24 protein-coding genes and 1 tRNA gene are annotated in these 22186 nt (G+C 66.1%); 6 read left to right on the top strand and 19 right to left on the bottom strand.

What is annotated here, in order from left to right; genetic code table 11:
- From EX88_RS25415 to EX88_RS23985, 3 genes are all read left to right on the top strand, one after another.
- Positions 1-1155, top strand: a 1155-nt coding sequence (locus EX88_RS25415; RefSeq protein WP_318025860.1) for an RHS repeat-associated core domain-containing protein, incomplete at its 5' end; no start/stop codon positions are given.
- Entirely contained in the window at positions 1152-1706 is a 555-nt protein-coding gene (locus tag EX88_RS26160) for a hypothetical protein (protein ID WP_152566355.1), read from the top strand. The genes EX88_RS25415 and EX88_RS26160, both read left to right, overlap by 4 nt.
- Before the next feature lie 239 nt (positions 1707-1945).
- Positions 1946-2296 (top strand): hypothetical protein, encoded by a 351-nt coding sequence (locus EX88_RS23985; RefSeq protein ID WP_036149433.1) that lies wholly within the window; start codon positions 1946-1948, stop codon positions 2294-2296.
- Between the two features lie 183 nt (positions 2297-2479).
- Here EX88_RS23985 and EX88_RS0118660 read toward each other — a convergent pair.
- The 19 genes from EX88_RS0118660 to EX88_RS0118560 form a co-directional block, all read right to left on the bottom strand.
- Positions 2480-2555, bottom strand: a tRNA-Lys gene (locus EX88_RS0118660).
- A gap of 104 nt (positions 2556-2659) precedes the next feature.
- Positions 2660-3358 carry a 7-cyano-7-deazaguanine synthase QueC gene (gene queC, locus EX88_RS0118655; RefSeq protein WP_031373507.1) on the bottom strand — a complete coding sequence of 233 codons (699 nt, stop codon included), beginning with the start codon at positions 3356-3358 and terminating at the stop codon, positions 2660-2662.
- Positions 3359-3632: 274 nt separating this feature from the next.
- Positions 3633-4310 (bottom strand): 7-carboxy-7-deazaguanine synthase QueE, encoded by a 678-nt coding sequence (gene queE, locus EX88_RS0118650; protein WP_031373506.1) that lies wholly within the window; start codon positions 4308-4310, stop codon positions 3633-3635.
- A gap of 10 nt (positions 4311-4320) precedes the next feature.
- Positions 4321-5118: a tol-pal system protein YbgF gene (gene ybgF / locus EX88_RS0118645; RefSeq protein WP_031373505.1), complete on the bottom strand. Its 798-nt coding sequence runs from the start codon at positions 5116-5118 to the stop codon at positions 4321-4323.
- A 78-nt stretch (positions 5119-5196) separates the two neighbouring features.
- Positions 5197-5718: a peptidoglycan-associated lipoprotein Pal gene (gene pal / locus EX88_RS0118640; RefSeq protein WP_031373504.1), complete on the bottom strand. Its 522-nt coding sequence runs from the start codon at positions 5716-5718 to the stop codon at positions 5197-5199.
- 85 nt (positions 5719-5803) lie between these two features.
- Positions 5804-7123: a Tol-Pal system beta propeller repeat protein TolB gene (gene tolB, locus EX88_RS0118635; protein ID WP_031373503.1), complete on the bottom strand. Its 1320-nt coding sequence runs from the start codon at positions 7121-7123 to the stop codon at positions 5804-5806.
- 228 nt (positions 7124-7351) lie between these two features.
- Positions 7352-7762 carry a TonB C-terminal domain-containing protein gene (locus EX88_RS0118630; protein ID WP_031373502.1) on the bottom strand — a complete coding sequence of 137 codons (411 nt, stop codon included), beginning with the start codon at positions 7760-7762 and terminating at the stop codon, positions 7352-7354.
- A gap of 24 nt (positions 7763-7786) precedes the next feature.
- Entirely contained in the window at positions 7787-8737 is a 951-nt protein-coding gene (locus tag EX88_RS0118625) for a cell envelope integrity protein TolA (protein WP_031373501.1), read from the bottom strand.
- Positions 8734-9183 carry a protein TolR gene (tolR, locus tag EX88_RS0118620; protein WP_031373500.1) on the bottom strand — a complete coding sequence of 150 codons (450 nt, stop codon included), beginning with the start codon at positions 9181-9183 and terminating at the stop codon, positions 8734-8736. The genes EX88_RS0118625 and tolR overlap by 4 nt, the downstream gene beginning before the upstream one ends.
- Before the next feature lie 113 nt (positions 9184-9296).
- The gene (gene tolQ, locus EX88_RS0118610; protein WP_031373499.1) at positions 9297-10076 is read right to left on the bottom strand and encodes a protein TolQ; all 780 of its coding nucleotides are present in this window, start codon (positions 10074-10076) and stop codon (positions 9297-9299) included.
- Between the two features lie 115 nt (positions 10077-10191).
- Positions 10192-10629 (bottom strand): tol-pal system-associated acyl-CoA thioesterase, encoded by a 438-nt coding sequence (gene ybgC / locus EX88_RS0118605; protein WP_031373498.1) that lies wholly within the window; start codon positions 10627-10629, stop codon positions 10192-10194.
- Positions 10626-11663 carry a Holliday junction branch migration DNA helicase RuvB gene (gene ruvB, locus EX88_RS0118600; RefSeq protein WP_031373497.1) on the bottom strand — a complete coding sequence of 346 codons (1038 nt, stop codon included), beginning with the start codon at positions 11661-11663 and terminating at the stop codon, positions 10626-10628. The genes ybgC and ruvB overlap by 4 nt, the downstream gene beginning before the upstream one ends.
- A gap of 613 nt (positions 11664-12276) precedes the next feature.
- Positions 12277-12726, bottom strand: coding sequence for a cupin domain-containing protein (locus tag EX88_RS0118595; protein WP_031373496.1), 450 nt, complete (start codon positions 12724-12726; stop codon positions 12277-12279).
- A 257-nt stretch (positions 12727-12983) separates the two neighbouring features.
- Positions 12984-14915, bottom strand: coding sequence for a potassium transporter Kup (locus tag EX88_RS0118590; protein ID WP_031373495.1), 1932 nt, complete (start codon positions 14913-14915; stop codon positions 12984-12986).
- A gap of 34 nt (positions 14916-14949) precedes the next feature.
- Positions 14950-15543 carry a Holliday junction branch migration protein RuvA gene (ruvA, locus tag EX88_RS0118585; protein WP_031373494.1) on the bottom strand — a complete coding sequence of 198 codons (594 nt, stop codon included), beginning with the start codon at positions 15541-15543 and terminating at the stop codon, positions 14950-14952.
- Positions 15544-15697: 154 nt separating this feature from the next.
- On the bottom strand, positions 15698-16225 hold the full coding sequence (gene ruvC / locus EX88_RS0118575; protein ID WP_031373493.1) for a crossover junction endodeoxyribonuclease RuvC: 528 nt from the start codon (positions 16223-16225) through the stop codon (positions 15698-15700).
- A 33-nt stretch (positions 16226-16258) separates the two neighbouring features.
- Positions 16259-16990, bottom strand: coding sequence for a YebC/PmpR family DNA-binding transcriptional regulator (locus EX88_RS0118570; protein WP_031373492.1), 732 nt, complete (start codon positions 16988-16990; stop codon positions 16259-16261).
- Positions 16991-17106: 116 nt separating this feature from the next.
- Complete coding sequence (locus tag EX88_RS0118565) at positions 17107-17679, bottom strand: hypothetical protein (protein WP_051885290.1); 573 nt, start codon at positions 17677-17679, stop codon at positions 17107-17109.
- Between the two features lie 213 nt (positions 17680-17892).
- Positions 17893-18123, bottom strand: a complete 231-nt coding sequence (locus tag EX88_RS0118560) for a hypothetical protein (protein ID WP_152566354.1) — start codon at positions 18121-18123, stop codon at positions 17893-17895.
- A 339-nt stretch (positions 18124-18462) separates the two neighbouring features.
- Here EX88_RS0118560 and EX88_RS0118555 point away from each other — a divergent pair, with 339 nt between their 5' ends.
- From EX88_RS0118555 to EX88_RS0118545, 3 genes are all read left to right on the top strand, one after another.
- Positions 18463-19977 carry a DUF4832 domain-containing protein gene (locus EX88_RS0118555; RefSeq protein ID WP_031373489.1) on the top strand — a complete coding sequence of 505 codons (1515 nt, stop codon included), beginning with the start codon at positions 18463-18465 and terminating at the stop codon, positions 19975-19977.
- Positions 19978-20208: 231 nt separating this feature from the next.
- Positions 20209-21399, top strand: a complete 1191-nt coding sequence (locus tag EX88_RS24775; protein WP_081931212.1) for a LamG domain-containing protein — start codon at positions 20209-20211, stop codon at positions 21397-21399.
- Between the two features lie 25 nt (positions 21400-21424).
- On the top strand, positions 21425-21904 hold the full coding sequence (locus tag EX88_RS0118545) for a hypothetical protein (RefSeq protein ID WP_031373487.1): 480 nt from the start codon (positions 21425-21427) through the stop codon (positions 21902-21904).
- Positions 21905-22186 lie beyond the last annotated feature (282 nt).

Genomic DNA, 22186 nt, shown 5'->3' with positions numbered 1-22186 from the left:
GCCAACGACCGCATGAGCCAGGTCAAGCAGGCCGGCGTGGTCAAGGCCAGCTACCGTTACAACGCCAAGGGCGAGCGGGTCTCGCGGGCCGACAACGCGACCGGCGCGATTACCGGCTACACGCTGTACGACGAAACCGGCCATTGGCTGGGCGACTACGACGCCAACGGCGCGACCAAGCAGCAAGCCATCTGGCTGGGCGACGCCCCGGTCGGCCTGGTCGTCGGCGCCGGCGTCGAGCAGACCCTGCGTTACGTGCAACCCGACCACCTGGGCACCCCCCGTGCGGTGATCGATGTGACCCGCGATGTGGCAATTTGGAGTTGGGAAGCTAATACAGAAGCCTACGGCAGCGACACTCCAAATTCCGACCCAGATCAGGACGAGCAATCGTTTACTTTCAATCTCCGGTTTCCCGGCCAGCAATATGACGCCATTAGCGGCCTGGTATATAACTACTACCGAGACTATGACCCCTCCACCGGAAGATATGTCCAGAGCGATCCAGTTGGAATTACTGGGGGAACCAATACATACGCATACGTTTCCGGAAACCCTATTCGCCACAGCGACAGGACAGGTCAAATCATAGACACAGTGGTGGACGTCGCCTCTATTGGATATGACATCTATCGGATCGGCGCGGACAACATACTCAAAGGCAGTTGCGAGAATTTAAGCACAAACCTGACAGCACTCGGCCTGGATGTAGTTGGAGCGTTAGTACCGGTTGCCACCGGGCTTGGAGCGGCAAGCAGAGCCCTGAAACACGCAGACGAACTTTCAATCGATGCGCCAAAAGTACTGCTCGACAGCAATGTTACTACTGGACTAAAGGCGGACCCAACATTAGGCGGAAGAATTCTGCCGGGAGAAAGCCCGATAAAATCCTATGTGACAATACCTGAAATGAGGAACGCGGTCACACATAGCAATCTTCGAGGCGTTCCAGGCGCAGCTTACGAACTGCCGACACTAATGAAAAAACCCTCTTTAGATACACGCATCAATATCCGGGGCGCACTACCTGATCGACCCGGCCGCTTTGGCGACGGCATTATTGGAGCACAGGCCCTGGAAAATAAAATCCCACTAGTCACCAACGACAAGGCTCTAAAAAGAGCCATAAACGAAATGGGCGGAACAACACGATGATCGAACTTAAAGAAGTAACAATCACCACGGACAAGCTCGTCACCCTCGGAAATTCGCTGCTTGCCATTGCACACATGAATAAAGGCGATCGGCCTGCTGACATTGCATTTACATTCAATGACCAGCAATGGATTGAAAAGGACTTTGCCGAGCTTCAATTTTCAACAGAAACCCGGCAAATGATGCCTAGCGTAGAATCAGTCCAATGGGATCACTTACTCATCATTACTGGCCTCAGACGCTGTCTATTATTCAAAATGAGCCCAGCCCGCACCATTAACAATATCGAACTATTTCGAAGCGAAAACGACGACACCGGTTTCTACAAGATCGAATTTAAACAGCGTGAACAATTCTTACTTTGTGTTTATGAAGGAGGCGTTTTTGCAGTCTCCGTCGACGGAAAAATGGCATGGCATAAACAGAAGCCTTGGGATGATGAATTGATCTCGGCAGACTCCGATCGAATTACCTTCCTCATGGAGGGCGGGGAGACTTACGCACTTGACCTTTCGACAGGCAAACAATTTTCTACTGAGCAGAAAATTTGAGCCGTGATTGGGCGACCAACCACACCTGACTCGCGCTAGGAGCCCCCGGACTGCGCATGTCTCGGCACATACAGCTAGCCACTGCTAGCTCGCTTTGCCGTTATCTGACCAAAAGTACAAATCGTATGAATTCGCGACCGACCTCCCGGATTAGCAACGCCATCACGCGCCCTTTACGCATCGTCGTCCGGACTGCGCCATCGTTGGCGTCCGGGGGCGATCAAGCCGAGTGCGTCGTCATGGTCATGAAGCCGATTCCGAAGTACGTCCGCCGCGTTGCGGACACGAATCTGAGTTATTGGGTCCTGAACTATCCGTCGGCGCCGTTCCACCGACCGGGCCTCACCTTTCGCGATTACGGCCCTGCGCTGTATCTGGGCATGATGACTTTCGAAGAGCATCCCGAACGTTTCTTCGACGATCCGCGCGCGGACTTGCGCGGTCGTTACGAAGCACTGAAGGGAAACTCGCCGCTCGCTTGGCCCGAAGCTCGCCGGGTGGCTTGGGCGGCATGGGAACGCGCTCACGCGCAAGCCCTCGCCTGTCAGACGGGACCGATCGAATCGCTGCGCTTGTGCGCTCACGCGTAACGCGCTGCGCTCGAAACAACAGGGGTAGCTGGTCGTCCGCACGACACTTGGCCGAAGCAGAAGAACGGTTATCTCGTTCGCTGTATCGGCCCATCCAGCTCAAGCCAGCTGGGCACTGATCGGCGCCGACGGCGCCCGCAAAGAAAAAAGCACCTGGACGCGAGTCCAGGTGCTTTTCTTGTTTGGTGGGTCGTGAAGGATTCGAACCTTCGACCAAAAGATTAAAAGTCTTCTGCTCTACCGACTGAGCTAACGACCCGAAGCGGTTGCTGCGGTCCCGGCGCTGCGCCGGGGCCGGTGATTCTAACAAAACCTGCGGGGCGCAGTCAGGCCCCCTGGCCAAAGCTGTTCAGACGGCGGGGCTCAGACGTAGCGGGTCGGGTCGGCCACGCCGGCGGCGCTGAAGCCTTCGGCGCGCAAGCGGCAGGCGTCGCAATGTCCGCAGGCGCGGCCGTCGGCATCGGCCTGGTAGCACGAGACGGTCTCGGCGAAGTCCACGCCCAGGCGCAGGCCCTCGCGGACGATGTCGGCCTTGCTCATGAACTGCAGCGGGGCCTGCACCCGCAGGCCGGCGCCCTCGACGCCGGCCTTGGTCGCCAGGTTGGCCAGGCACTCGAAGGCCTCGACGAATTCGGGGCGGCAGTCGGGGTAGCCGGAGTAGTCGACGGCGTTGACGCCGCAGAAGATGTCGTTGGCGCCGAGCACTTCGGCCCAGCCCAGGGCGATCGACAGCATGATGGTGTTGCGCGCCGGCACGTAGGTGACCGGGATGTCGTCCTTGGCCGCGGCCGCGCCGATGGCGTGGCCGTCGTTGTCGAGCGGCACCGAGATGGCCTCGTCGGTCAGGGCCGAGCCGCCGATGCTGCGCAGGTCGACGCTGACGGTCTTGTGCGCGACCGCGCCGAGCGAGCCGGCGATGCGGGCGGCGGCGTCGAGTTCGGAGGTATGGCGCTGGCCGTAGCGCACGCTGAGCGCGTGCACGGCATAGCCTTGCTCTCGCGCTATGGCGATGACGACGGCGGAGTCCATGCCACCGGAAACGAGGACGACGGCTTTTTTCATGATGTCGGGTCGGGAATCGGGAATCGGGAATCGGGAATCGGGAAAGGCTAAACGATGAAGCTGATGCCGGGTTCGTCATCCCCGCGAAGGCGGGGATCCAGGGGTTTACCGAGGCATGACCCTGAAGTCTCTGGATCCCCGCCTTCGCGGGGATGACAAGCAAAGAGCGAGGAGCCAGCTAGCGAGAGCGGAAGCCCGGTGCCGAGGCATTCAAGCCTGGGACAGGCCACTCGCAGACCCCAATCCCGAGTCTCGAATCCCTGCTCCCAGCCGCTCACCGCCCCGGTTCGTCGTTCCAGAGGATCTTGTGCAATTGCAGCTGGAATCGTACCTGCAGGCGGTCGGCGACGATCCAGTCGGCCAGATCGCTCGGCTTGACCTGGGTGAAGCTCGGCGAGAACAGGACGTCGCAGATCCCGGTCAGGCGATGCTCGGCGACGATGCTCTTGGACCACTCGTAGTCCTCGCGGCTGCAGATCACGAATTTGATCTGGTCGCGGGCGGTCAGCAGCGGCAGGTTGCTCCACAGGTTGCGGTGGGCTTCCTTGGAATCGGGGGTCTTGATGTCGAGCACGCGCGAGACGCGCGGGTCGACCGGGCCGATGTCGATCGCGCCGGAGGTTTCCAGCGAGACCTCATAGCCGGCGTCGCAAAGTTTCTGCAGCAGCGCGATGCAGCGCTTTTGCGCGAGCGGCTCGCCGCCGGTGACGCAGACATGGCGGGCGCCGTGCTTGGCGACCTCGGCCAGGATGGCGTCGAACTCCCACCATTCGCCGCCGTGGAAGGCATAGGCGGTATCGCAGTACTGACAGCGCAGGGGGCAGCCGGTCAGGCGCACGAAGACGGTCGGCCAGCCGATGCTGTTCGACTCGCCTTGCAGCGACAGGAAGATTTCGGTCAGCCGCAGGCGTTCGGACGACGCTGCGGCCGTCTCGGTGACAACGGCGTTCATCGGGTATCGGTCAGTTGCGCAGCCGGCTCAGCTGGATCGCATTGAGGCGATCGGAAGCCGTGCGGGCGGCGTCGGTGCCGGGATAGCGGGTGGCGACGTCGGCGAGCGTGCGCTCGGCCGCATCGACCTGTTTGAGGCCGAACTGGGCCAGACCGACCTTGAGCAGCGCGCCGGCGGCCTTGTCGTGGGTCGGGTAGCGATCGAGCAGGGTCTGGAACTCTTCCTGCGCGAGCTGGTAGTTCTGGGTGACGTAATAGCTTTCGCCGAGCCAGTACAGCGCGTTGGGCGCGTAGGCGCCGCTCGGGTAGTTGGCCAGGAAGGCCTGGAACAGCCGCGCCGACTCGACGTACTGCCCGGCCTTGAGCGCACTGAAAGCAGTGTCGTAGGCGCCGCGCTCGTCGCCGCTCTGGGCGAGCAGGCCGGCATCGCCATGCACCACCGGTGCGCTGTCCCTCACCGCCGCCGAGGGCGACGGTGCCGGGGGTGTCTGCGGTGCAGCGGCCGGAGCCGACGGCGCCACTCCGCCTTCGAGGCGGTTGAGGCGGTTGTCGGTGTCCAGGTACTGCGCCTTGTTCGTGTCCTGCAGCTGCTTGGTCGTCTGCTGCAGTTCCTCGACCTGGGCGCGCAGGGCCTGCAGCTCGGTCTTGAGCTGGGTGACCTGGTTGAGCAAGTCGAGGTTGGCCTGATTGTCCGAGGCGCGCTGTTCGAGGACCGCGACGCGGTCGGCGAGGCTGGCGCGCTGGGCGAACGCGGGCGTGGCGGCCAGGCAGGCCGCCGCGATCGCCAAGGCTAGTGCGAACTTACGCATCGCTTAGATCAACCTTCGTTCTTCGTTCGGTCGGTGGACGGCGCCGATGCCCCGGCGCCGCCCTGCGCGACACCGCTATTACTTGGCGGTGTAGACGATTTCGACGCGACGGTTCTTGGCCCAGCAGTCTTCGTTCGACTCGGTGCAGACCGGGCGCTCTTCGCCGTAGGAGGTCACGGTGATCTGGCTGCCCGAACCGCCGTTGGCCTGGATCGCCGAGGACACCGCGTTGCCGCGACGCTCGCCGAGGCCGAGGTTGTACTCGCGGCTGCCGCGCTCGTCGGCGTTGCCTTCGAGGGTCATGCGCGAGGACGGACGGTCGCGCAGGTACTTGGCGTGGCAACCGACGATGGCCTGGAATTCCGGCTTCAGCGAATCCTGGTCGAGATCGAAGTAGACCACGCGCTGGCGCAGGCAGGCATCGGTGTCGAGATCGTTCGGGCCGTAGGCGCCCGAGGCGACCGGACCGGTGTCGGACGGCACGGTGGTGGACGGGCCGGTGCCGGAATCGGTCGGCGGAGCTTCCTTGACCTTCTTCGAGCAGGCGACGGCCGCGGTACACAGCACGGCGGCGAGCAGGATGCGGGCGGTGTTGTTCATTGGTATTCCTCGTCAGTTTGTAACGTGGGGCAGGAGTCGTTCGGGGGGGTGTGGCGCGTCCGCGCGCAGGGAAACGCCCAGCCGCTTATCGCGGCAGGCGGTAGGGTCCCCAGGCCGGTTCGCGCACGTCGCCGTCGGCGAGCACCAGGCGCTGGCGCACCCGGGCATCGGCTGAAACGGCATAGAGCACGCCACGGCGTCCTTCGCGCGCAGCATAAATGATCATGGAGGCATTCGGGGCAAAGCTCGGCGACTCGTCCAGCGAACCCGGCGACAGCGTGCTCCAGCGCGGCGAGCCCAGGCTGCTGTCCATCATCGCGATCCGATAGGTATTGCCGGCGCCCTGCGCGGTGGCGATCTTCTTGCCGTCGAAGGAAACGCTGGCGCTGGCGTTGTAGCTGCCCTGGAAGGTGACGCGGGTGGCGCCGCCGCCGCTGGCCGAGACCTGGTAGATCTGCGGCTTGCCGCCGCGATCGGAGGTGAAATAGATCTTGCTGGCGTCGGCGGCCCAGGTCGGCTCGGTGTCGATGCCGAAGTGGTTGGTCAGCTGGGTCAGCGCCTTGCTGCCGAGGTCCATCACGTAGATCTCGGGGTTACCGCTGCGCGACAGGGTCAGGGCCAGGCGACGGCCGTCCGGCGAGAACGCCGGGGCGCCGTTGATGCCGCGGAACTTGGCGATCAGCTCGCGGCTGCCGGTGCCGATGTTCTGGATGTAGATCGAGGAATTACCGCCCTCGAAGCTGACGTAGGCCAGGCGTGCGCCGTCCGGGCTCCACGACGGCGACAGCAGCGGCTCGGGCGAGCGCACCACGGTCTGCGGGTTGTAGCCGTCGGAGTCGGCGACCATCAGCGCGTAGTTGCTGCCGCGGCCGACGCCGGTGGCGGTGACGTAGGCGATGCGGGTGAAGAATGCGCCGCGCACGCCGGTGATCTTCTCGTAGACCGCATCGGCGATCTGGTGGGCCACATCGCGCATCGCGTTCGAACGTGCGGTCAGGGCGAAACCGAGCAGACGCTGCTGCTTGGCCACGTCGAACAGCTCGTACTCGACCCGGTAGCTGCCGGCGCCGGCATCGACCACGCGGCCCACCACGATGTAGTCCTGGTTGAGCGCGCGCCAATCCGGGTAGCTGATCTCGCTGCCCTTGGTGGGCTTGGCCGCCATCTGCTCGACGGGCAGGCCGCGGAACTGGCCGGAACGGTTGAGGTCGTTGCGCACGACCTCGGCGACGTCGGTCTGCGGCGCGGCGCCGCTGCCCTGGTAAGGCATCGGCACGACCGCGATCGGCAGGGCCGAGGCGTTGCCGCCGACGATGTCGATCTCCAACCCTTGCTGTTGGGCTGCGGCGGCGAGGGGAAGCAGGAGAGCCAGCAGCGAGGCCAGCCAGCGCAGGGGTCGTTTCATCGGCACTCCGTGATCGGTCGACGCGGGTTGTTCAGGTTCGGCATTGTTAACGTTGGAGGGTGAACGTGGGCTCAAAAGCGGCGGTCAATTTACATTCCGGCCTTGCCGAATCGGCCCAACGGTCGCGATCGGTGCCCATTCCGGCTCATTCGGGACATGAATGGGGCTTCGGCAGCCCCGGATCGGAGTCCGGCAGGTCGGCGGGCCGGCCCTGCTCTCGCCGGTGGATCAGCGCTCGCGCAGCCGTTTCCACCAACGCCGGGGCTTGGACACCACCGGGTCCTCGTCCTGGACCCGGAAGCTGAGCTGGATCTGCCGCCGGAACACCTGTTGATAGCCCTGGTAGGGCAGCGGCGAGGCCTGGCGCACGGCGGCGAGCAGGGACAGCCGCCCGGCCTCGTCCAGGCTGCAAGGCTCGATGACCTGCACCGACAACACCCGACCTCCCGGCGCCTGGCGCAGGTCCACGCTGCAACCGGCGTCGGCCGGCGTGGTGGCCGGCGGCGCCCATTGCTCGTCGATGGCGGCGCGCAGGACTTCGGCGTAACGCTGCTGGTTCTGCGCGACCCGGTCCGACTGGGCCAGGCCGGCCGCGGACAGCGTCGACAACGCGAAGCCGGCCAACAGCCTCAGGCGCATCGACGCTCCCCTCGCCCCGCCCACTCAGCGGTCCTGGGCTTTGAAGTTGAGATTGAGGTTGCGCTGGAACACCGACTCGAAACCCGCATACGGCAAGGGCTGGGCCTTGAGCACCGCGGCTTCGATCGAACGCCGGCCCTGCTCGTCGTACGAACACGGCTCGACCACCTCGACCGCGAGCACGGCGCCGCCGGGCGACTGACGGATGTTCAAGCGGCAACCCGCGCCGAGCGGCACGCTGTCGGGGCGCGTCCACTTCTCGACGATCGCGGCCTGCAAGGCGGCGGCGTACTTGGCCGCCAGGCCGGCGTCGACGCCCTGGTTGCCGGTGGTCGCCGGCGCCGTGGCGGCGGCGTTCTGGCTGGCCTTGGCGGCGCGCGCGTCGGCGATCTGCTGCAGCTTCTGTTCGCTCAGGCTCTGCTCGCGCTGCAGCTTGGCGCGCTCGGCGCGGATCTTCTCCAACTGCTTGTCGCGCTCGAGTTGCTCGGCGGCCAGGCGCTTTTGCTGCTGCGCTTCTTCCTGGCGCTTCTGCTCGGTCAGGTCGACCTGTTCCTGGCGCGCCTTGGCTTCCTGGACCTTTTGTTCCTCGGCGCGGTTCGGCGTCGGCGTGTCGACGACCTGTTCCTGCGTGGTCGTGTCCGGCACCGGGATGAAGTCCTGCGGCGATTGCTGCTGCGGCGCGGTCGCGTCCTGCGGCTTGGGCTCGGGAATGGGCTGCGGCAAGGGCGAGGCGTCCTCCGGCTCGGGCAGCGGCAGCGGATCGACCGGCTCGGGGCGATTGCGCAGGGTGCGCTGCATCGCCGCCGAGAGATCGCTGACGTCGGTCAGTTCCGAAGACAGCGGCGAGCCCGCCGCGGACACCTGCGCGCTGTCCCAGTTCCAGAGCATGCTCAGGAAAATGGCGGCGACCAGCAGGCCGTGCAGCAGCACGGCCAGCATGATGGCTTGCGCGGTGTCGGCGCGGGTTTCCCTCATTTCTTCGCGCCCTTCTCGGGCTGGCTCATCAGGCCGACCTTCTCCACGCCGACATCCTTGAGGATGTTCATCACGTCCATCACCGGCTGATAGTTCGAGCGGCCGTCGGCGGCGATGTAGACCTGCAGCTTTTCCTTGCCGTTCTGCTTGACCAGCGCGCCGACCTTGGTCGCCAGGGTCTCGCGGTTGACCGCTTCATTGCTGCCGGCCTTGACCGCAAGGAAGTAATTGCCCTGGGCGTCGACTTGGACCACCACCGGGTCCTGCTTGGTCTCGATCGATTTGAGGTTGGAATTGGGCAGGTCGACGTCGATGCCGAGGGTCAGCAGCGGCGCGGTGACCATGAAGATGATCAGCAGCACGAGCATCACGTCGATATAGGGAACGACGTTGATCTCGGCCTTGAGTTTGCGTTTGCGCGGGCGGCGGATGGCGGTGCCGGACATGGCGGAATTCCTCGTCGGTTACGCGTTGCGGTCGCGCTGGCCGTGGCGCAGCGGACGCGGGCGGTGCAGGCAGCGGTGCGGGCGGCCGTACAAGCGATGGGGCGCGAGCCGCATCACTCGTCCAGGTGGGCCTGGCGCTGCAGGATCGAGGAGAACTCTTCGGAGAACGCGTCGTAACGCACGGCCAGGCGCTCCACGCCGGTGGCGAAACGGTTGTAGGCCCACACCGCCGGGATCGCCACGAACAGGCCCATCGCGGTGGCCAACAACGCCTCGGAGATGCCCGGGGCGACGTCGGCGATGCCGACCTGCTTGGAGGCCGAAACCAGCGAATGCATGGTCACCATGATGCCGAACACGGTGCCGACCAGGCCGATGTAAGGCGAGGTCGAGCCGATGTTGGCGAGCAGTTCGAGGTTGTGTTCCAGGCCGTCGAGTTCGCGCGAGCCGGTCGCGCGCATCGCCCGCTGGGCGCCTTCGAGCTGGGCGCGGGCGTCGACGCCGCGGCGCTGGCGAATGCGGTTGAACTCGCGGAAACCGGCCTCGAAGATCGCCTCCAGGCCGCCCATGGCGCGGTTGCGCTCGGTGGTGCCGGCATACAGCTTGGACAGCTCGGCGCCGGACCAGAAGCGTTCTTCGAAATGATCGGCTTCGCTGCGTGCGCGGCGGATCACCTTCCATTTGCGGAAGATGATGATCCACGAGGTCACCGAGGCGATCACCAGCAGGGCCATGATGAACTGGACCGGGAGGCTGGCCTTGATCACCAGGTCCCAGAGATTGAAGCTGGCGGCTTCGCCGGCCGCGGCGGCGCCTTGGGTCACGGCCTGGACGGCTTCCTCCGGCAGGGCTTCCACGGTCGTGGCCAGAAGCGCGATCAGCGATGACGTCATGCTTGGTTCTCCGTAGCCCGGTACGCGGGCCTGTGGTGGGGCTGGGTGGTCCGTGGGGAGTAACGAACCGCCGGATGATTTGGGTTCAACGGTGACCTGGGCGCGGTGCCTGGGTTCAGCCGTCGCGGCCGGCCTGGACTTCCTGCGCCTGCAACTGCGCGAACAAGGCCGCTGGAATCGCGCAGGGACGCAGATGCTCGGCATCCACTGCGGCGACCCGGACTTCGGCGCTGATCAGCGTTTCCTCGCCGCGCCGCACGGTCTGCGCGAAGATCAGGCTGGCGCGGCGACAACGCCGCAGTTCCACCGTGACCTCCAGCGCGTCGTCGAGCCGCGCCGGTTTGAGGAAACCGATCTGCATGCCCGCGACCACGAACAACAGCCCGTGATTGCGGCGCAAATCGTCCTGGCCGTAGCCCAGGGCACGCACCCATTCGGTCCGCGCGCGCTCCAGAAACGCCAGGTACTGAGCGTGATAGACCAGACCGCCAGCGTCGGTATCTTCCCAATAGACGCGTGTCGGCCAACTGAACACCGATTCAACCGCGCTCATGGCTCGGAGGCCTCTTCGAACAGCCCGGCCGTGTCGGCGCGGGGTTTCAGGCCCATGTGGCGGTAGGCGCGCTGGGTCGCCATGCGACCGCGCGCGGTGCGGATCAGATAGCCCTGCTGGATCAGGAAGGGCTCGATCACGTCCTCGAGCGTGCCGCGTTCCTCGCTGAGCGCGGCCGCCAGCGACTCGACCCCGACCGGGCCGCCGTCGAAGGATTCGATGATGGTGCGCAGCAGGCGCCGGTCAAGATCGTCGAAGCCTTCCGGATCGACCTTGAGCATGGCCATGGCGGCATCGGCGGTCTGCAGATCGATGTTGCCGCCGGCGCGCACCTGGGCGAAATCGCGCACCCGCCGCAGCAGGCGGTTGGCGATGCGCGGGGTGCCGCGCGAACGGCTGGCGATTTCCGCCGCGCCCTCGGGGGCGCAGGAAATGCCGAGAATCTGCGCCGAGCGGCGCACGATCCGGGTCAGGTCCTCGGTGTTGTAGAACTCCAGGCGCTGGACGATGCCGAAGCGGTCGCGCAGCGGCGCGGTCAGCAGGCCGGCGCGGGTGGTCGCGCCGATCAGGGTGAACGGCGGCAGGTCGAGCTTGATCGAGCGCGCGGCCGGGCCTTCGCCGATCATGATGTCGATCTGGTAGTCCTCCATCGCCGGATACAGCACTTCCTCGACCACGGGCGAGAGGCGGTGGATCTCGTCGACGAAGAGCACGTCGTGCGGCTGCAGATTGGTCAGCAGGGCGGCCAGATCGCCGGCCTTCTCGATCACCGGACCCGAGGTCTGGCGCAGATTGACCCCGAGCTCGTTGGCGATGACGTGGCTGAGGGTGGTCTTGCCCAGGCCCGGCGGGCCGAAGATCAGCACGTGATCGAGGGCCTCGCCGCGGTGCTTGGCGGCCTCGATGTAGATCTTGAGCTGCTCGCGCACCGGCTGCTGGCCGAGGTACTCGTCCAGGCGCTTGGGCCGGATCGAGGCCTCGATGGCGTCGTCTTCACGGGTCGAGGAGGCAGCGATGATGCGGTCTTCGGTCATGCCGCTATGTTCGCATGGGACGGCGCGCGGGCGCAGGGCGGAAAGTACCGGGGTTTACCCATCGCGGGCCGTTGGGGCATGTAGGCGGGCTGGTCAGCCTGCCGCGGGAACCGGTTGCCGCGCGAATGCGGACAGTCGGGAGCCGTGAGACAGATCGCCCCCTTTGGCAAAGGGGGATGGCGGCCGGCGCTATGCGGCGAAACGAAGACGCCGGGGCGCCGGGGGATTTGCTGTGGCTGCGGCTAAAAGCAAATCCCCCTGCCCTCCCCTTTTCCAAAGGGGGAACCGCAAAGGCGGAAGCAAGAGGCGGAGAGATAGTGGCGCGTTGATGCTCAACAACGACGGGCGATCAAATTGCTGTGCGGCCGCTGAAGTTCGGGAGATGGGAGAGAATTCGCCCCCTTTGGCAAAGGGGGCTGGCGGCCGGTGCCGTAGGGCGAAGCGAGGACGTCGGGGCGCCGGGGGATTTGCTGTGGGTGGCGCTAAAGGCAAATCCCCCCTCCCCCCTTTTTTTCAAAGGGGGGAACAGCACGGCGAATGTGGGCGGCGGGCGGCAGACGCTGGAAGCACAGAAGCTGGAAGACCGGCAAGCTCAGAAGCAGAAACGCGCGCCTTAAGCGAAATGCACGTCATAACGGTCGTGCACTTCGGCCAGCGCCTCGGCGTCGACTTCGCCGCGCATGATGCTCGGCAGCATGCGGAAGTAATCGAAACGGTCGATGCCGGGGGTCAGGGTGATGAATACGTCGGCGACCTGGCCGGGGGCAGCGCCGAAGGAATGCACGACGCCGGGCGGGATTACGGCATAGCCGCCTTTTTCGACGGTTACGGTCTCGCCGTCGATGAGCATCTCAAGCGCGCCGTCGAGCACGTAAAACGCTTCGCTCGAACGTTTGTGGTGATGCGGCTTGGCGCCGGCAGCGCCGACTTCGAGGCGCAGCCGGTTGGCGCCGAGTGCGCCGCAGCAGTCGCTGGCGTCGGCCAACAGCCACAGCTGGGTGCTGTTGCCCTGCAGGGTTTCGGCATCTTGCTGCCGGATCACGAAAGCGCGGGAGCGGGTCATCGTGGAACCTCGTCGTCGGAAAGTGCGACGAGGCTAGGCGCGACCGGTACGAAGCGGCAATCCGGCGCCGATGGAACGATTTTTCCCGAATTTCCCGCGCGCACCAGTGTGTTGCAGCGGCGCTGTTGCGCCGGCTGGAACTCGGGCTTCGCAGCCGGCCGAACGGTGGCGGCGCCCTCGCCTCGGACTTCGGATTCGCCAAGCCGCAGCACCGCTGCGGCTGTTCCAATGCGAACCCCAGCCGCGCAGCGAGGCGACTAGATCTCCACCTGGGCGCCGAGTTCGACCAGGCGGTTGCCGGGAATGCGGAAGAAGCCGGTCGCCGGCGCCGCGTTGCGGTGCATGAAGGCGAACAGGCGGTCGCGCCAGATCGGCATGCCGCGGTGACGGCTGGCGACCACGGTCTCGCGGCTGGCGAAGTAGGTCGTGTCCATCGGGTCGAAATAGATGCCGCCGGCATCGCAGGAGCGCATCAGCGCCAGCGGCACGTCGGGCACTTCCATGAAGCCGAAACGGATCAGCACGCGATAGAAGTCGTTGCCGATCGCCTCGATCTTCAGGCGCTTCTCGCGCGGCGCATACGGAATGCCCAGCGTTTCCACGGTCAGGAACACGTTGCGCTCGTGCAGCACCTTGTTGTGCTTGAGGTTGTGCAGCAAGGCATGCGGCACCACGCCCTTGTCGGCGGTCATGAAGATCGCCGTACCGGGCACGCGCACCGGCGGCGCCAGCATCAGGCCGGGCAGGAAGCTGCCGAGCTGGATGCCTTCCTTGCGCACTTCCTCGTGCAGCAATTCGCGGCCGCGGCGCCAGGTGCGCAGCAGGGTGAACACGACCAGGCCCAGCACGACCGGGAACCAGGCGCCCTGGAAGAACTTGGCGCCGTTGGCGATGACGAAGCCGAGGTCGACGACGAAGAACACCACGCACAGCGGCAACACCCACGTGCGCCAGCGCGGCCACAGCGAGCGCGCGACCAGGGCCAGCAGCAGGGTGTCGATCAACATCGTCGCCGATACCGAGATGCCGTACGCGGTCGCCAGCGCGGTCGAGCTGCGGAAGGCCAGCACCACGGTGATGACGGTGATCGCGAGGATCCAGTTGATGTACGGCACGTAGATCTGGCCGATGGTGTCGCTGGAGGTGTGTTTGATCTGCATGCGCGGGATGTAGCCCAGCTGCATGGCCTGGCGCGCGACCGAGTAGGCGCCGGTGATGACGGCCTGCGAGGCGATCACCGCCGCCATCGTCGCCAGCACGATCATCGGGTACAGGCCCCATGACGGCACCGCCTCGAAGAAGGGGTTCTTGACCGCTTCGGGATGCTGCAGCACGAACGCGCCCTGGCCGAGGTAGTTCAGCATCAGGCAGGGCAACACCATGGTGTACCAGGCGTAACGGATCGGGCGCGCGCCGAAGTGGCCCATGTCGGCGTACAGCGCTTCGCCGCCGGTGACGGCCAGCACCACCGCGCCGAGGATCAGCACCGAATGCGAACCGTGCTCGACGAAGAAGCGCACGCCCCAGCGCGGGTCCAGCGCCTTGAACACCTCAGGCGCCTGGACGATGTTGTAGATGCCGATGGCGGCGAGCGAGACGAACCACAGCATGGTGATCGGCCCGAATACCTTGCCGACCTTCTCGGTGCCGAAGCGCTGGGCCAGGAACACCATCACCAGGATCACCACGGTGATCGGCACGATGAAGCGATGCAGGCCGGGCGCGGCGACCTCCAGGCCCTCGACCGCGCCGAGCACCGAGATCGCCGGGGTGATGACGCTGTCGCCGAAGAACAGCGAAGCGCCGAAGATGCCCAGGATGCCCACGACATAGGCCGAGCGCCCGCCCTTGGCCAGGGTGCGCTGGGCCAGGGTCATGAGCGCCATGATCCCGCCCTCGCCCTCGTTGTCGGCGCGCATGATGATGGTCACGTATTTCAGGGTGACCACGATCATCAACGCCCAGAACACCAGCGACAGGATGCCGAGCACCGTGTCGTGGTTGCCGGTCAGGCCGAAATGCGGCGAAAACGCCTCTTTCAGCGTGTACAGCGGGCTGGTGCCGATGTCGCCGAAAACCACCCCGATCGCACCGACGACCAACCCGGGCAGCCCCTTCTTGGAGCCGTGGGGGTGCGAGCCGTGGGCGTGAGCGTCCTTGCCTGGCGTGGAGGGAACAGTGGAGGACATATCGCGTGGTTCCGTGGCGGTAACCCGCCTTGGCTCAACGAAGCGCGGACTTTAGCGCTTTGCGGATGATGGCGGCTGCATCGTCGCCGGCGGCGGTGGCCTCGCGCGCCATGCGCGCGGCCTCGGCCGGTTTGTAGCCCAGTTGCTGCAGGGCGATGGTGGCTTCGCTCTGCGGATCGGCGGGAATCCCGCTGGAGCCGAGGGTGGGCGCGCCGAGGCCGGCCAGGTCGGCGGCGCGGTCGCGCAGCTCGACGACCATGCGCTCGGCGGTCTTCTTGCCGATGCCGGGGATGCGGGTCAGCGCGGTGACGTCGCCGGTCTGGACCAGGCGCGCGAATTCCTCGACCGGCACGCCCGACAGCACCGCCAGGGCGATCTTGGCGCCGATGCCGCTGACCCGCTGCACGTCGCGGAACAAGCGCCGTTCGGCCTCGCGCAGGAAGCCGTACAGCGAGACGCTGTCTTCCTTCTGCGCATAGTGTGTGAACAAGGACACTTCGCGGCCGAGCTCGGGCAGGTCGTAGAACGTGCTCATGGGCGCTTCGAGCTCGTAACCGACGCCGTTGACGTCCACGATCAGCCACGGCGGCTGCTTGTGGATCAGGGTGCCTCTGAGACGACCGATCACTGTGGAACTCCAGATACGGCTGGCGACGCGCGCCGGCGGACCGGCCGGGCGCGAAGCGGGCTGTGACGATACGAAGACGGCGAGTCAGACGGAACGCGGTGGCGCACGCAGGTCCCTACCCCGCACGCCGCCGGGCCTGTGGAGCGGGCCGGGTTCACGCCCCGCGCCTGCGCAACTGGTGGGTGGCGATGCCGGTTCGCCGCGCCGTGGCACTCATGTGGGCATGGGTCAGCGCCACCGCAAGCGCGTCGGCGGCGTCGGCCTGCAGCTTCACTTCGGGAAGATTCAGCAACAGCCGCACCATGTGCTGGACCTGCTGCTTGTCGGCCGCGCCGCGGCCCACCAGCGACTGCTTGATCAAGCGCGGCGCGTACTCGCTGATGGCGATGCGCCGGCGCACCACGGTGGCCAGGGCCGCGCCGCGGGCATGGCCCAGCTTCAGCGCCGAGGTCGCCGATTTGTCCATGAAGACGGTTTCGATCGCGACCTGGTCGGGCCGGTACTCGTCGAGCACCGCCTCCAGGCCTTCGCACAGCAGGCCCAGGCGCGAGGGGAAATCCTCGGCATCGAGCAGCTTGAGCGCCTGCGCATGCACGTACACGCAGCGTCCGTCGGCCGCGACGTCGATCACGCCCAGGCCGGTCCGCTGCGAACCGGGGTCGATTCCTAGGATTCTGGTCACGGCGGGATTCTGGTCACGGCGACAGCTTACGCGTTATGCGTAAGCGTCCTCGTCCAGATCGGCGTTCGAGTAGACGTTCTGGACGTCGTCGAGGTCTTCCAGCCAGTTCAGCAGCTTGACCACCTGCTGGGCGGTCTCGCCGGTCACGGCGATGTTGTTGTCGGCGCGCAGGGTGACCTCGGCCTGGCCGGCAACCAGGCCGGCGGCGTCCATCGCGGCCTTGACCTGGGCGAAGGCCTCGGCGCCGGTCAGCACGTCGATCGAGCCGTCTTCCGGGTAGACCACCACGTCGTCGGCACCGGCTTCGATCGCCACTTCGGTGATGCGCTCTTCGTCGGCGCCGGCTTCGAACCACAGCACGCCGCGCTTGGCGAACATGAAGGACACCGAGCCGTCGGTGCCGAGGTTGCCGCCGAACTTGCCGAAGGCGTGGCGCACGTCGGCGACGGTGCGGACCTTGTTGTCGGTGAGGCAGTCGACGATCACCGCCACGCCGCCCGGGGCATAGCCCTCGTAGCGGATTTCCTCGTACTCCACGCCTTCCAGCGCACCGGTCGCCTTCTTGATCGCGCGCTCGATGACGTCCTTGGTCATGTTCGCCGACAAGCCCTTGTCGATGGCGCTGCGCAGGCGCGGATTGCTGTTGGGATCGCCGCCGCCCGAACGCGCCGCCACGCTGATCTCGCGGATGATCTTGGTGAAGATCTTGCCGCGCCGCGCATCCTCGGCGTTCTTGCGAGCCTCAATCGACGGACCTCTACCCATGGCAATAACCGGACGTGTTGTCTGAACAAGCCGGCGATTTTACTCGATCGTGCCCGCCCACCGGCGGTTTGCAGGAGATTCGTCGCCGATCCGGGTCGGTTCGGCCGGTACCCGGCTCAGTCGCCGAAGCGGCCGCGACGGAAGAAGGCCTCGGCCAGGCGCGCGGCCTGCGCCGAGAACAGCAGGCCGCTGTGGCTGGCATCGATGACCGCATGGTCGCTCAAGCCCGGCAGGCGGGTCTCGGCGACCGCCACCGTGCCGTCGCTTTCGCCCTCGAAACGGCCGAAGAAACGCCCCAGCCCGTGCGGAGTGCGACCGGCGATCAGGCCGACCTGGGCCGCGCCCTGCCAGGGCGGGCAGCCGCGCTGCAACACCTCGGCGGCGCGACCGAGCACGGCCGCGCTCCAGGCCTTGCGGGCCAGTCCGCCGGCGGCGGCGCTGCCGCACAAGGGCGTGCCCAGGCAGACCACGCGTCGCACCGGCAGGTGCGGGTGCTCGCGCAAGGCTCCCAGCACGATCAGGCCGCCGAGGCTGTGGGCCAGGACATGGCAGGGCTCGTCGAGGCGTTCGACCAGGCGCGCGATCGAGGCTTCCGGACCGGCGCCGGCACCGGCATAAGCGAAAACTTCGGGCTCGTAGCCGGCCGCGGCCAGGCGTGCGCCCAACCAGCCCATCGAGGCCCCGGGCATCCAGATGCCGTGCAGCAACAACACCCGGCGCGGACCGCGCGGCTTGGCGGTGGACTTGCGGGGGTCCGTGTCGGCGCGGCTGTCCATGCCGCGAATATGGCTGTCGCCGGCGGCGAATCCAAGCATCGGGCGATCGCCGCGAAGATCGGTGCCGGACGTCGTTCAGCGATGCCGCCGCGCAACCGCGAGGGCTGCGCGACGGCATCGGGTCGATCAGCAGCGGTGCAGAGTCAGGCCGGTCGGTGCGCCCGAGGTGCCCCAGGTTTGCACCGAGCCGTCGCATTCGATACGGCCGCCGCCGATGGCATTGCCGCTGCTGTCATAGCGGGTCCACTCGGCCCATTCGACGCCGAGGATCGGGTAGCGCGCGAACGCCGAGCCCGCCACCGCCACCAGTCCCAACAACAACGCTGCCGTGAAAATCGCTTTCCGGGTACGAAGCATCTGACCTCTCCTTGTGTGTGCCGCGGACTGCATGTCCGCCTTCGCAGGCTAAGCCAGAGCGCCACCACGAATGTTCACCGGAGGCCGCCGGACATCACAGTTCGAGCATGCCGGCGCCAGCCGATCCGTGCGCTGCGTCGACTGCAGGTGCGACGAACTGTTAGCAATTGAAACCAGTCAATACAAATCCAAACATATCCAATATCGAAACCGCGACCGATCTCAACAAAGTCGAAGATAAAAACATGATCGCGGCCAGAGTGTGACGGCGAGCTAATCCTGTGCGTCTTCACAGCCCCCAGGATTCGCCGCACCTCCCCCCCGCTCTCGGAAGCCGGTATGACCCTGCGGCACCCCGCTTTGCCCGTCGTCAATGTCTTGGCATCGGCGTTGCTCGCCGCGGTCGCGATGTTTCCTGCAGCGCCCGCATCCGCAGGCGAGCTGCGCCCCAGCCAGAGCAACAACGATCTGTCCAACCCGCATCGCGGCTTCCTGCTTTGGGGTAGCACCGTCGCCGCCGACGGCGGTCTGCCCGACAACCACTACGGCGCGTCCATCTATCAGATCTACGTCCCCTGGCGCGAAATCGAAAGCGCCGACGAACAGTTCGACTGGGACAAGTTCGAAACGAACCACCTGAAACCGATCCTCGACGAAAACCCCAACGCCACCTTCGTGTTGCGTCCGGTCGCCGACTATCCCGACAGCGTGGCCAACAACATCGGCCACTTCTACCGGAACGAAGCCGAGCCGCTGCGCGCGTATCCGAAGTTCCTCGAACTGGCGCCGGTCAGCATCCAGTTCCACAACTACAGCCAGACCCAGTGCGACGACGTCGGCCCCGGCCGCGCGCCGATCTACAACACCCCGGCGATGCGCCAACAACTGGTGCAGTTCGTACAGGCGTTCGGACGCCGCTACGACGGCGACCCGCGCATCACCGCGGTGCACGTCGGCCTGCTCGGTTTCTGGGGCGAGTGGCACACCGCCGGCTGCGACAGTTGGGAACCCGATGCGACCACCGGCAGCGCGGTGCGCGATGCCTACGCCGCGGCGTTCCAGCAAACGCCGGTGCACAGCCGCTACGCGCGCCAGTCCGATGTCGGCGGCACGAACTTCGGTTTCAGCGAGGACTACTTCCCGTCGTTCACCGCGATGTGCAACAAGTTCGCCACCAAGTTGCCCGAGTGCGACGACAGCGGCTGGCACAACCTGGAGTGGGGCTTCCGCAACGATGCCACCGCTGCGCGCAGCAACTGGAAGTTCAACCCGATCGGCGGCGAAAGCCCGAACAACGGCCAGAAGGCGACCTGGACCGGACGCACCAACGACATCCTGACCCTGCTGCGCGAGTATCACTTCACCTGGCTCGGCCCGGCCGGCCAGCACGAGGTCAATCCGTCGGGCAAGCCCTCGACGTTCAAGGCCAACATGCTCAAGGTCAAGCGCGCGCTCGGCTACGAATTCACCGTGCGCCAGGTCAACTGGCCCGACGCCATGCAGGCCGGCGCCGCCATCCCGGTCAAGCTCAGCGTCGAGAACACCGGCTCGGCGCCGCTGTATCAGGTCTACCAGACCGAACTGCACTGGGTCGATGCCGGCGGCACGACCCGCGCCAAGGCCGCGTTCGACTATCCCTTGAACGCCTTGATGCCGAACACCGTACCGGCGCTCGTCGACGCCACCGCGCAGGTGCCGGCCACGCTCGCACCGGGCAGCTATTCGCTGCGTCTGGCGATCGCCGACAGCTGGCCCGGCCGGCCGGCGATCAAGCCGCAGAACACCGGCCGCGACGCCTCCGGCCGATTGAGCTTGGGGACGGTGACCGTCGCCGCGGCGGCGGTCGACCTTTGAACGAGCGGGCCGGCGTTCTTCCCCGGGGCGCCGGCCCGCCCTTCATCGACCTGCCGCGAAGGCGTTCACGCCCGGAGTCCGGAACGGATCCGGCCCCGCTCACATAAGCGCGCGAGCGCCCGCGCTCCATACGCCTGCGCCCGCGCGATCCGCGGGCGCAGTCACGTTCGCGGCCCCGGACTGCCCCTAGATTCCCCGACGCCCATCGGGGCCAATCACCAGGGAGTCGGTATGAAACGATCGTCATGGTTCCTGGCGTTGAGCGTCGCGCTCGCGCCCTGCCTCGCCGCGCACGCGGCGCCGCCGCGAGTCACCCAAGGCCTGGTCGGCGAATGGCATCTGGAGTTGTCCGGCAACACCGCCTACGACACCAGCGGCTTCGGCCGCAACGGCCTGGTCGTGGGCGGCGCCGCGTCGAGCTACGGCTGGCTCAACGCCGGCGCCGACTTCAGCGCCGGCAAGTACGTCGAAGTGCCCAATTCGTCGAACCTCAACTTCGGCAACGGCAGCTTCACCCTCGCCGCGTGGGTGCGCATGGCCAACCCGGGTTCATCGATCGTCAAGACCCTGATCGAGAACCGCGCCAGCGGCGTCGGCCGCGGCTATTCGTTCGGCGTCGACCAGGGCCGCAACGTGCTGCTGCAACTCAACGACGGCAGCACCTGGGCCAACTATGTCTCCGACGGCAGCCTGGCGTTGGCGGCGAACCGTTGGCACCACATCGCCGCGGTGGTCAACCGCAGCACCGCGCCGAACACGATTTCGTTCTACATCGACGGCCGCCGCACCACCGCCCAGCCGACCCCGATCGCGGCCAACATCGACAACGGCGACCGGCCGTTCCTGATCGGCGGCCACAAGGACATCGCGTCCTATCGTTTCAGCGACCGCGCCGACGAAGTACTGGTCTACAACCGCGCGATCCCGGCCGACGCCAGCGGCGGCCTCGGCGACCTGATGGCGCCGGGCCGGACCACGTTCCAGCCGGGCTACTGGAACGACGACGCCACCCGCAAGCGTTACAACAACTGCTACAACTACGCCAACAACAAGACCACCAACACCTTCGCCCAACCCGGCCGCGCCGCCGGCTCGATGTACAGCTCGATCAGTTGCGCCGCCGTGCACGCGGCCGCCGTGCGCGACGGCCTGGAACCGATCACCGACATCAACGCCTCCAGCTACAAGAACATCGTGGCTCTGGTAGCCGGGACCGATTACGACTACCACTGGTACCGCCGCGACGCCAACGGCAAATGGACCCACAAGCCCGGCCAGACCTCCGCCACCAACCGCGACAATTCCGGCAACGAGATCACCGACCCGCGCACCGCCAACCGCGGCGCATACACCGATTTCTGCGGTTTCTTCCGGGTCTGGTCCGACAGCGTGGAGGGCACCGGCCATGAACAAGTCAACTAAGCCTGCGCCCACCCGGGGAACCGCCATGACCAAGCTTTCGCTGAAATCCCTGCTGACCGGCCTGGCCCTGCTGGCCGCGCCGGCCTTCGCCCTCGCCGCCGAAGCACCGGGCCTGCAGATCACCTACCTGGTGTATTCGGGCCGGCCGAATCCGGTGGTGATGGTCACCGACCCGGCCGCCCTGCGCGCGATCGAGACCCGCCTCGCCGACGCCCTCGCCGCCCCGGCAAAAACCGGCGCCGCGGCCGAACCGGTGCTCGGCTACAACGGCATCCTGCTCGAACACGTCGGCGGCTCGTCGGCCAAGGCCAAGCCGCAGCCGCTGCTGATCAAGGGCCAGCAACTGCGCATCGACACCGCCCCGGCCACGGCGATGAAGGCCGCGACCGCAACCACCCGCAATTCGGCCGCCGCCGGCGACCTGGAAACGATGCTGCTCAAGCTCGGCCAGAAACAGGGTGCGCTGGATGCGACCACCTTGAACGTGTTGCTCGACCAGCGCTGAGAGAACCTGCGCGCTATCGAGACGGCCTTTCCCGCAATGGCGGGGGAGGTCGTTTTTCTTTGGTGGGGATCGTCGCTGAGCGAATGCCGGTTCGAACAAGGCGTCGGCGCGGCAAGAGCCCCTCATCAGGGCATGCTTCTTCGATGGATGACGTCGGTGCTGCTGTCTCTGCGCATCCCGTGATCGCGGCTCGCGCCGCTCCTACCCTCAAAGCAAAGGCCGCAGCTTGCCGTTGCCGTTGCCGTTGCCGTTGCCGTTGCCGTTGCCGTTGCCGTGATGAGC

Origin of the sequence: Lysobacter antibioticus, assembly GCF_000731095.1 — a bacterium.
In the GTDB taxonomy this organism is placed as follows: Bacteria; Pseudomonadota; Gammaproteobacteria; order Xanthomonadales; family Xanthomonadaceae; genus Lysobacter; species Lysobacter antibioticus_B.
This window is presented reverse-complemented; position numbering and strand designations above follow the sequence as displayed.